The following is a 10,578-nucleotide window of genomic DNA, read 5'->3' on the forward strand; positions in this document are numbered from 1 at the left end:
TTTAGTTTCCGATGATACTTCCATCGGTGGCATTGATGGTCATATAGCTGATCCTTGTCCCTTCATTTACACCATAAGCCTCCGCTATCGCTCCGGTGGCAGTCCCGATAAAGCTCCAGGCCGGCACCAGAACGCCTGTATACACATCCTGCCCGTTCTCCGTCGTGACATTGGTATCCTCCTGCAGAAGTTCCTTACTGATGACACGGACATAGCCAAGCCGGACCTCAGAGATATTCAGTTCTCCTGCCAGGAGCCCGGTTTCTATGGTAAGACTGCCTTCCAGCATTTCCTCGAAAATCTGAGAAATTTCTGAAAAAGGCAAAAGGAACACATAATCATCCTGCCAGTCCTCGATTTCCACCGGCGCCATCCAGGAAAAGGAAAGAAGACCATCTTTCCCATAGACTGCACGGATCTCCTCTTCCGGCCACTTCATCAGGCCGTCCTCCTGGATCTCACAGTATGCCTGATCGGAAAGCCGGATCACCGGAACACCATCCACCATTCTACAGTAAGAAAACTGCTTCGCCGGCTCTGCTTCGGACTGCTGGCAGGTCTCATCCAGATAATTCCACCAGAAAACCGTTTCATCCTGGACTTCCCAGAGTTCCGTCTGGTTCAGTCCAAGCGCTTTCATCAGCTCTTTTCCCTGCTTCTGAAGATCCACCTCTGCCAGGTTGTATTCATGAAATCTGGTCCCTGACAAAAATTCATCACTCTCCATAAGCAGCTTTTGCCGGTCCTGCATGGAAAAAATATCGCCATACGCAGAATCCAGACGAAAAGCGATCGGATTTCCCTCATCCATATAGTTCTGCAGATTGTAAGAATACATGCCGTCTTCTTCCGCAGCCATGCCATAAAACTCCTTCTGTCCGCCAAGCTCCTGTAATTCTTTTTTTTCCAGAGTCAGATAATTCCTGATGCTTGCAGAAAGCTCCTCACAGACCATGGAAAGTCCCGCTATCTTCGCCTGTTCTTTCCAGTCTGTTTCCTTCTCCACTGCTGCACGAAACAGCTCTTTCAGGGTTGAAAAATCCTCTGTGCTGTTAAAATAGAAGGTTTTCTTTCCATCTATAAAATCCAGAAAAAGAGTTTTACAGACTTCATATCCATCCGGTACTTCCGGCTCCACCATCTGCGTCTGCCCGGAATAAAGCTCCTCACAGGAGCTTTTCCTTTCTTCCTTTTGCGCTTCCGTGAAGTCGGCCTGACGGTCTTCTGCGGTTTCCATGGTAAGTTCCACTTCTTTTTTCTGCAGTTTTGCCTGCTCAGCATTCTGTTCGACACTGCTGTTCTCCGGAACTTCTATTTCTGTTTCGTCATAGCCTTCTTCCTCATACGTTTCCTGCTTCAGCTCATAGAGCGTACTGTCTTTTAAAAATGTGTTCTGAAAATGCTGCAGATCCTCCGTTGAAAACACCCGGCTCCTGATTTTTTTCATACGGATCCCTTCTACATCGGGCACAATGACTCTGGCATTGGCTACCAGGCGGAAATTGCTGAAATCCGTATCACAGAGATACCGTACCGGTGCCTGCACCTGTTCCTGTACGCTCGTCTCATCTCCCTGGCTTAAAAGCACACTGTCCTGCTCCTTTTTCGGAACCACCACCTGGAGTGCGGAATTCCGGCTGCAGCCACTCAGCAGGAGACTCCCCATAAGAAGACCCGTCAAAAACATTCTTCCTTTTCTCATTTAGTTCTCCTCCTGAAATATCACACAGATCCTGGTTCCTACTCCTACCGTACTCTCTATCAAAAGCCTCGCCCCGTGGATCTCGGCGATCTTCTGGCAGAGCGCCAGTCCCATACCGATGCCCCCTGCCTTCCGGCTCCTGGATTTATCTACCATATAAAAAGCTTCTGTGATCTTCGGTATTTCTTCTTTCGGGATCCCTTTTCCGTGATCCTGGACCCAGATGCAGCCTTTCTCCCCGTGAAGTTCAATGACAGAGCCTTCTTCGGATGCCTTGATGGCATTATCCAGAAGATTCACCAGGAGGCTTTCCATCAGATCCACATCCATACGGTATTCCCAGCTTTCGGAATAGATCTGAAGTTCCATCCCGGAATCCTGCATATGGTACCGCTCCAGGTCAGCCACCTCCTGGATCAGCTTTTCCACCGGATACGGTTCCTTATGGATCCGGTCCTCATCATAAAGACCAATGAGTGTCATCATCTTTCCGGAAAGGCGTTCCAGCCTGCGGCACTCGGAATTGATATGTTCCAGTGCTTTTTTTTGCTGTTCTTCAGAGATCTTCACATGAAGCAGCGTATCGGAATAACCGATGATAGAAGTCATCGGCGTCTTCAGTTCATGCGTCAGGCTTCCCAGAAGCTGACGGCGGTGTTCCGAAACGGTTTCCAGTTCCTCCATCTGCTCTTCCATTTTATCTGCCATCCGGTTAAAGGCCACGCTCACCTTTCCGATCTCATCATTCCTGCGCACCCGGCAGCGCCGCTGCCAGTCGCCCCGGCTGATGGCACCAGCCGTATTTTCCAGTTCGGTCAGCGGTTTTAAAACCATCCGTACCAGCCAGAATACAATATCCACGGCAAAAAAGATCACCACCAGATAGACCAGGATAAAAAGCCACATCTGTTTTGCCATTTCCTCATAAATACCGGAAATATCTTTTACCAGGATCAGCTGAAACTTCAGATTTCCCTTTTTTTCTGTTTTCAGGACCTGTCCCATGACAAGAAGGTGACGGTTCTCCGTCTTCTGGAGCACATATTCCGGGTCGCTCCCGGAAAATCGCTTTTCTTCCCCGCTTACCAGCATATATCCGGTCAGATTCACCACTTCTTTTCCGTTTTTCAGCAGGATATAGTCTGTTCCGCCGTATTTCTGCACGGTATAGTTCAGAAATGATTTTCTTGTCACCTCACTGAACCTGGAAAGCGGGTTGTTGTTGATCTCCTGCGCGATCACATAGGCATTGACCTTTATCTGCTGCTGGTAGCTGCTCACAGTCTGGTTCAGATTGTATTTCCAGGTTTCATAAAGCATACCGCCTCCGAAAATCCCCATGGCCAGAAAAAGCACAACGGCCGTCAGAAGGGAAATTTTCTTCCATAACTTCATTTTAATCCTCCAGACGGTATCCGATCTTCGGAATCGTCTTGATCACATCAAAAAGTTCCAGTTTCTTTCTGAGCTGACCGATATGGACATCCACCGTTCTGGTCTCCCCAAGATAATCGCTGCCCCACACCTGATTTAAAAGCTGCTCTCTGGTAAAGGCCATGTTTTTATTTTTCGCCAGAAGCACCAGAAGATCGTATTCCAGCGGTTTCAGGCTCACCTCCTGTCCGTCCCTGGTCACCTGATGCTCGTTCAGATTGATCTCCACCGTTCCGACCGTGATCCGGCTGATCTGCCGTCCGGTCCGCTCCAGTACTTTTTCCACCCGTACAAGAAGCTCCAGCACCTCAAAGGGTTTTACAATATAATCCTCCGCACCGGAGCGGAGACCTTTGATCTTGGATCCTACATCGCTCTTTGCCGTAAGATAAATCACCGGGATCTTCGCTTCCTTCATAAGCTCCATCAGTTCAAAGCCGTCTTTTCCGGGAAGCATCACATCCAGAAGAGCCAGATCAAACTCCCGGTCTGTTTTCAGAAGCGCTTCCACTTCCTTTCCATCAAAAAGTGCCTCCGTATCATAGCCCGCCACTGTCAGATTCATGCAGATCAGCTCGGAAATGGCAGTGTCATCCTCTACGACTAAAATCCTGTTTTTCAAAACATTCCCTCTTTTCTATTTTGCTCCACTCCAGTTTTTCAGTTCCTGATAAAGCCGTGCAATGGGAAGTCCCACAACATTGTTATAGTCTCCCTTTATCTCTTTTACAAAAACTGCCGCCTTTCCCTGGATCCCGTAAGCCCCCGCCTTGTCCATGGGTTCACCGGTAGCTATGTATGACCGGATCTCTTCCTTTGTCAGAGGATAAAATGAAACGTCCGTCCCTTCGGAAAACGTTCTGCTTTCCTGCAAAATACTGCCATTTTCTGCTTTTCTCAGCCGGATCAGCGTTACTCCTGTATACACCTGATGCGTTCTGCCGGAAAGTTCCTCCAGCATCTCTTCCGCTCCCTTTTCATCTTTCGGCTTTCCAAGCTTCTTCCCATCGATGGCCACCATGGTATCTGCTCCAACAAGGAGGACCGATTCCTCTGCAAAGCCCTGTCTCTTTATCTCTTCTGCCACAGCTGCTGCTTTTCTCTCTGATAATACTTCCACCATCTCGCCTGGTGTTTCCGTTTCTATCGTCTCATCGGCCTCACTTACCAGAACTTCAAAAGCAAAGCCGGCCTGAGCCATAAGCTCCCGTCTTCTCGGAGAAGAAGAAGCCAGTATGATCTTTTCCATATTTCAAACACTCCATTTTCTTTCTGTCAAAATTTTCCTGCGACTTTTCTCCGTCCATACGAAGCTTCGCAAGGTCTACATCATTTTATCATGCTGCGCTTTTTTTCACAAGACAGATGTTTGTCTTACTGCTGCGGACATACTGATTCTGTCTTCCGTAAAGCGGACATTCGCAATCCGCTTCGCTACTTGCTCATGAACGCAGTCGCTTCGCGATCTGTCAGTGAGAGCTTTCAACTCCCACTGACATAAGCATCCCCCCCTCACCCGCCGCTTAGTGCTCCGCGCACTTGAAGCGGGGGAATGCTTATCTGCGTTCATACAAAAATCCGGCTGCCGGAATCTTTCACTCCAACAGCCGGAACCTCTTATTCTTTTTACGATCTTCTGGACACCTTCTGGCGTATGGTCTGACGGTCAAAATTATTCATGCTTTTACGGACCATCTCGGAATCTGTCGGACAGTCATACGTCAGATTGCCAAAACGCTGCCGTCCCTCGCTTCCTTTTCCGAGAACCAGAACCACCGTCTTTTTCTCTCCCGCATCCTGGATCGCCCGATGGATCGCCAGGGCTCTGTCCTCGATACACTCGCAGGGACAACCTGCCATTTCCACATAATGACCGGTCTCCTCGGAGATCCTGCTTACAGATTCCGTACCCGGATCATCCGTGGTCAGATAGACCCTGTTTGAAAAAAGACCGGAGACCAGCCCCAGATCCCTCCGGCGGTTCAATGCCTTGTCCCCCGGACAGCCAAAAACCGTATAGATCTCATAACCCGGATATTCCTTGTATACCGAATCATAAAGCTTCTCAAAACTCAGACGGTTGTGTGCGTAATCCACGATGGCCACCAGATTCCGGTCCTTGCTCTCAAACTCTTCCATCCGTCCCTTCACCTGAACACTGGCAAGCGCTTCTTTCATGCTCTCCACATCCACTCCGTAGGCATAGGCTGCCGCAATGGCTGCAAGCGCATTTTCCACATTAAAAAGACCATGCATCCGGAGATGGAACTTTTCATGGAACCGGTCACAGCGTACCCGGAAAGAAATCTTTCCGTTATGCATCTCGATGTCATGTCCCCAGATATCCGGTGCTCCCGTCGTACCAAACGTCACTACACGTTCTGCGATCCGGGAGGCAGAAAGGATCCGTTCCTTCTCCGCACTGTCCAGATTCACACAGGCCACTCTCGTCTGTTTAAACAGAGAAAGCTTTGAAGTAAAATAATCCTCAAAATTCTCATGCTCACAGGGACTGATATGATCCTCGGAAATATTGAGAAAAACACCTACGTCAAATTTCAGTCCCCGGACTCTTTTATATTTCAGTGCCTGACTGGAAACCTCCATCGTCAGATACCGGATTCCTGCATCCGCAGCATTCCGTATGTGACGGTGGATCTCAATGGCCTCCGGTGTGGTCATTTTCGCCGGCTCCTGCTCCTTCCCGTCATAAATATCCACCGAAGAAAGGATCCCCGTCTCCTCTTTCTGCTGTTTCCTCTCCCAGACATCCAGGATCGCCTTGATATAATAAGCAGTCGTGGTTTTCCCCTTGGTTCCTGTAATACCGGTCAGATGGACCGGCTGCTGCTCCGTTTCATAAAAAACAGCCGCCAGCACAGGCATGGCCTTCCGGATGTCCCTTACCTGGATCCAGGAAGCACCCTCAGAGAGCTCGTAATGCTTTTCACTCACATAGCAGAGACAGCCCCGCTGCAGTGCTTCCTTCAGATACTCCACACGGAAATTTTTTCCCTTACATACAAAGATCCCACCTGGCACCGCTGCCTTGGAATCAAAGGTAAGCCCCTGTACTTCCATTTCCTCCTGTCCGTCTATACAAAAAGCCGCCACCAGACCGGCTGCCTTCATTTTCCCCAGATATTCCTTTAAATGTTTCATTTTTTATCCTGCCCCTCGTTCATTTTCCCCGTAACAGATTCCTATCTTCGCTGCTGCGTATCAAAAGCCAATAAAAAAGACAGCAGCTCTGACATAAACGAACTGCTGCCGTAAAGCCTAACAAAATTATACTGCTGTGGATCACAAAAGTATACAAGGTTTTGTAATCAAAATGTAAACACCTTGAGTGCTCTTCTTCACTGATCCACAGGAACTGTCTGTTTCTGCAGGATCGAACGAAGGTTTTTCTCTTTTAAATTGCCCAGCTTTTCAAGTCCCGCCGGACAATTAAAGACATTTCCGTCAGCTGATATCCGGTAAACCTCTGATTTTTCAAAAGGCCTTCCAAAAAATCTGCCGCTTCTGGACAGGGTATAGAGTACCATATCATGATAATCTTCCCAAAGCTCCTTTAAGGTCCTCTTTACTTCTTCTTTTTCTTCTTCATTCAGAAGCAGACTTCCATCCCAGAACAGATTTTCCGTACCGGCGGTGTTTTCTTCTGCCTCATCCTTAATCAGGTAAAGAACACCATTACATTTTCTGCGGTTCAGCCCGTCCAGAAAACCTCTGGTCAGAACACGGTGTCTGTTTTCTGATGTCAGTGTAACACTGGTTCCATACACAATATCCCTGCGGCTTAAGGCGTCCATGGCATACATCAGATTCTCATAAAGATAGGAGCTCTTTCCACCTTTTACCAGATTGATATTCGAGCAGGCATCCAGACAGAGCATCGGGACCAGATTCCGATGGTCACTGAAAAACTGATTATACTTCTCATTTAAAAGTGTTCCCTTGGTAAAAACCAGAAACCAACAATTCTGATATCTGGAAGCCCGTTCCAGGATTTCCCTTTCCATCAGAGGTTCTCCGCCGGTAAGAAAAATAACCCGTACTCCCAGCTGTTCGGCTTCCCGGAATAATCCATCCCATTGCTCCAGCTCCAGAAGTTCTTCCTGATGTTTTGTACGAACGCAGCCATTCTCACAACCCGGACAGGACAGATTGCAGCGCGCAGAAATATCCGCCTGCAAAAATACCGGCACATGAATCCCGGCTTTTTCGGCTTCCCGACGTCTTGCCGCCGCCTGGGTTCCTGAAATTCTCAGATACGAATAAAAGTCAAAAATCTCTTTTTTCATACAAAACACCCTCTTTCGCCTTTTACCGATTCCTTGGTTTGCATTTATTATAACGTAATTGTGAGATATGTCCAGTTCTTTTTGTCTGATCGCAAAAACGACTGCGTTTCCGCAGCCGCTTTTCGCTTTATTTCAATGCATCCATCTCTTCTGCTACCTGTTTGAGGTTTTCACGAATGGAAAGGCTCTGAGGACAGACCTTCTCACATTTTCCGCAGGACTTACATTTATCAGCCCGCTCACTCTCCGGCAGATACTGGAAATAATTCTGTCTGGTGATCTCTTTGTTTCCATACATGGAGAAATCATTCCAGATCCGGAAGTTCTTCGGAATATTGACACCGTGCGGACAAGGCATACAATAAGCACAGCCGGTACAGCCATTCTTGGTCCGTGCCTTGATGGCTGCTGCCGTTTCCTCTACGGCCTTTTCCTCTTTCTCATTTAACGGTTCAAAGTTTCCAAAGGTCTTTAAGTTATCTTCTACCTGCTCCATGGTAGACATACCGCTCAATACCACATGGACATTGGGATGAGAAGCCACCCAGCGCAGTGCCCAGGAAGAGGTGCTCGCATCCGGACGCAGTGCCTTGAGCGGAGCTTCCACTTCCTCCGGAAGTGCTGCCAGAGAACCACCTTTGACCGGCTCCATGATCACCATTGGAACACCCAGCTTCTCAGCCAGTGCATACCCCTTATCACCTGCCTGGATGTCACGGTCTATGTAGTTATACTGGATCTGGCAGAAATCCCATGGACGGCTTGTCAGGATCTCTTCAAATACTTCATAATCGTCGTGGAAGGAGAAACCGATATAGCGGATCTTTCCTTCCTCCCGCATAGCCTCTACAAAGGGAAGGATATCCAGATCTTTTACTGTCTGCCATCTTTCTTTATCCAGAGAATGCAGAAGATAAAAATCCACATGATCCACACCCAGACGCTCCAGCTGATCATCAAAAATCCTCTTTACATCTTCTTTTTTCTTCAGTTCCCAGATCGGCAGCTTGGTTGCCAGATAGAAAGAATCTCTGTCATACTTTTTCAGCACCCGGCCGACAAAAGGCTCGCTGTCGCCATTATGATACGGGTAAGCTGTATCAATATAGGTAACGCCTGCCTGGATGGCTGTATCCAGCATTTTCTCTGCTTCCACCTCATCGATCTTTCCATCCGGTGTCTGCGGAAAACGCATGCATCCAAAACCTAAAAGTGACGTAGAAATTCCCAGTTTTTCAAACTTGCTGTACTTCATTTTTCTACCTCCATACACTTGATCAGACTTTCTCTGTACTTAACAGTATAGCAGTTTTTCTGCCATTTGCAAGCAAAGCGGAAATATAAGCGCTTCTGTCTTGCATTCCCTTCTTCTTCATGATACACTGGGCACATTGTGTCATCTGTCGCTTTTCCGGCCGTATGTTTCATGTATTCCGTGACAGATAACCAGAAAGCCCTACCCGTATGGATTGCTGGCTGCCGGAGCGGAAATCTTAAACTTTACCAGAAGGAGGATTTTTATGACTTCAGCTTCATCTGCCAAAAAGGAATCCGCCGGAGCCCTTTTTGCAAAATACGTTTCCCAGAACATTCTGGGCATGATCGGTGTGTCCGCCTATGTACTGGCAGATACTTTTTTTATTTCCCTGGCGGAGGGTGCAGACGGCATTACGGCCTTGAACCTGGTCCTGCCTCTCTACAGCCTGATCTTTGCCATCGGCTCCATGATCGGTGTCGGCTCTGCCACCCGTTTCAAGATCTACCAGGCGAGAGGCGACAAGGAAGCCGGTTTCTATTTTACCAACTCCATCCTTTTTGCCTTTATTTTCGGTCTGCTCTTTTCCCTGGCCGGTCTTTTTGTTCCCGGGGCGATCGTCAGACTTCTTGGCGGAACCGATGAGATCGTTGCCATCGGGATTCCCTATACACGGATCTTTTTGCTTTTTGCTCCGTTTTTCATGATGAACTATATCTGTAATGCCTTTGTCCGCAATGACGGTAACCCCTCTCTTGCGATGGCGGCAACCTTTTCCAGCAGTATTTTCAATATCATCATGGATTATGTCCTGATGTTCCCTCTGAAAATGGGAATGGCCGGTGCGGCTCTTGCCACCGCCTTTTCTCCCATTGTCGGGATCTCCATCTGCAGCATCCATCTTTTTTCCGGAAAAAGTTCCGTTCATCTTCAGCGGCAGTATCCCTCTCTGAGACGTCTGGGACGGGCCTGTCAGCTTGGCGTTGCAGCCTTTATGGGCGAGATTTCTTCCGGCGTGACCACCATGGTCTTTAATTTTCTGATCCTTGGTCTTGCCGGAAATACCGGTATTGCTGCCTATGGTGTGGTTGCCAATGTAGCGATCGTAGGTACCGCAGTCTTTAACGGTATCTCCCAGGGTTCCCAGCCGCTCCTCAGTGATTATTACGGAAGAAACGACGGGAGATCGGTCCGGAAGATCCTGCGCCTTTCCATGATCACCGGTATTACTGCAGCGGTTCTGATCATTCTTTTCACCAACCTGGCTCCGGAACAGATCGTTGCCGCCTTCAACAGTGAAAACAATGCGGAGATGGCATCCTATGCCGTCTTCGGTGTCCGACTCTATTTCACGGGCTTTCTCTTCGCCGGCTTTAACATCATCGGTACCGGTTTCTTAAGTGCCACAGAAAGCGCCGCCTGGGCCTTTCTCACTTCCGTACTGCGTGGTTTTGTGGCGATCAGCCTCTGTGCCGTTATCCTGGCTGCCCTTTTTGGTATGACAGGTGTCTGGCTGGCCTTTCCGGTGGCAGAGCTTCTCACTACTCTTCTTATGGTCATCGCCATCGTACGGAGTGTCCGGAAAATGCCTGCAAAAGAAAGGCTTTGAGCAGCTTCTTGCTCAATAACTCCTGTAAAAACAAAAAGCAGGAAATAACAGATCACATGGATCTCATCATTTCCTGCTTCTTTGTATTCTCTGATTTTCTGCAATAAAAAAGCTCCTGATTCATCAAGAGCTTTCCAGAGGCGCAGACCGGATTTGAACCGGTGCGTACTGGTGTTGCAGACCATTGCCTTACCGCTTGGCTACTGCGCCATACTCCCCGAGTTGGGCTCGAACCAACAACCCTTCGGTTAACAGCCGAATGCTCTGCCAT

8 protein-coding genes and 1 tRNA gene are annotated in these 10,578 nt (G+C 48.4%); 1 reads left to right on the forward strand and 8 read right to left on the reverse strand.

The window, feature by feature from the left end:
* Nucleotide 1 precedes the first annotated feature (1 nt).
* The 7 genes from DXA57_RS14630 to DXA57_RS14660 form a co-directional block, all read right to left on the reverse strand.
* On the reverse strand, nt 2-1,702 hold the full coding sequence (locus DXA57_RS14630) for a DUF6034 family protein (RefSeq protein WP_117768019.1): 1,701 nt from the start codon (nt 1,700-1,702) through the stop codon (nt 2-4).
* Nucleotides 1,703-3,097, reverse strand: coding sequence for a sensor histidine kinase (locus DXA57_RS14635; protein ID WP_117768020.1), 1,395 nt, complete (start codon nt 3,095-3,097; stop codon nt 1,703-1,705). It abuts the gene before it with no gap.
* 1 nt (nt 3,098) lies between these two features.
* A complete protein-coding gene (locus tag DXA57_RS14640; protein WP_117768021.1) occupies nt 3,099-3,758 on the reverse strand; it encodes a winged helix-turn-helix domain-containing protein in 660 nt (219 codons plus the stop codon).
* Between the two features lie 15 nt (nt 3,759-3,773).
* Complete coding sequence (locus DXA57_RS14645) at nt 3,774-4,385, reverse strand: Maf family protein (protein WP_117768022.1); 612 nt, start codon at nt 4,383-4,385, stop codon at nt 3,774-3,776.
* A 377-nt stretch (nt 4,386-4,762) separates the two neighbouring features.
* Complete coding sequence (locus tag DXA57_RS14650; protein ID WP_117768023.1) at nt 4,763-6,298, reverse strand: Mur ligase family protein; 1,536 nt, start codon at nt 6,296-6,298, stop codon at nt 4,763-4,765.
* Between the two features lie 197 nt (nt 6,299-6,495).
* Nucleotides 6,496-7,443, reverse strand: coding sequence for a radical SAM protein (locus tag DXA57_RS14655; RefSeq protein WP_117768024.1), 948 nt, complete (start codon nt 7,441-7,443; stop codon nt 6,496-6,498).
* A 127-nt stretch (nt 7,444-7,570) separates the two neighbouring features.
* Entirely contained in the window at nt 7,571-8,698 is a 1,128-nt protein-coding gene (locus tag DXA57_RS14660) for an aldo/keto reductase (RefSeq protein ID WP_117768025.1), read from the reverse strand.
* Nucleotides 8,699-8,963: 265 nt separating this feature from the next.
* Between DXA57_RS14660 and DXA57_RS14665 the strand changes: the two genes are divergently transcribed.
* A complete protein-coding gene (locus tag DXA57_RS14665) occupies nt 8,964-10,307 on the forward strand; it encodes an MATE family efflux transporter (RefSeq protein WP_117768026.1) in 1,344 nt (447 codons plus the stop codon).
* Between the two features lie 138 nt (nt 10,308-10,445).
* On the opposite strand, the gene DXA57_RS14670 is transcribed toward DXA57_RS14665, so the two are convergent.
* Nucleotides 10,446-10,517 (reverse strand) — tRNA-Cys (locus DXA57_RS14670).
* Between the last annotated feature and the right edge of the window lie 61 nt (nt 10,518-10,578).

Source organism: Blautia sp. OF03-15BH (assembly GCF_003463065.1).
GTDB lineage: Bacteria > Bacillota > Clostridia > Lachnospirales > Lachnospiraceae > Limivivens.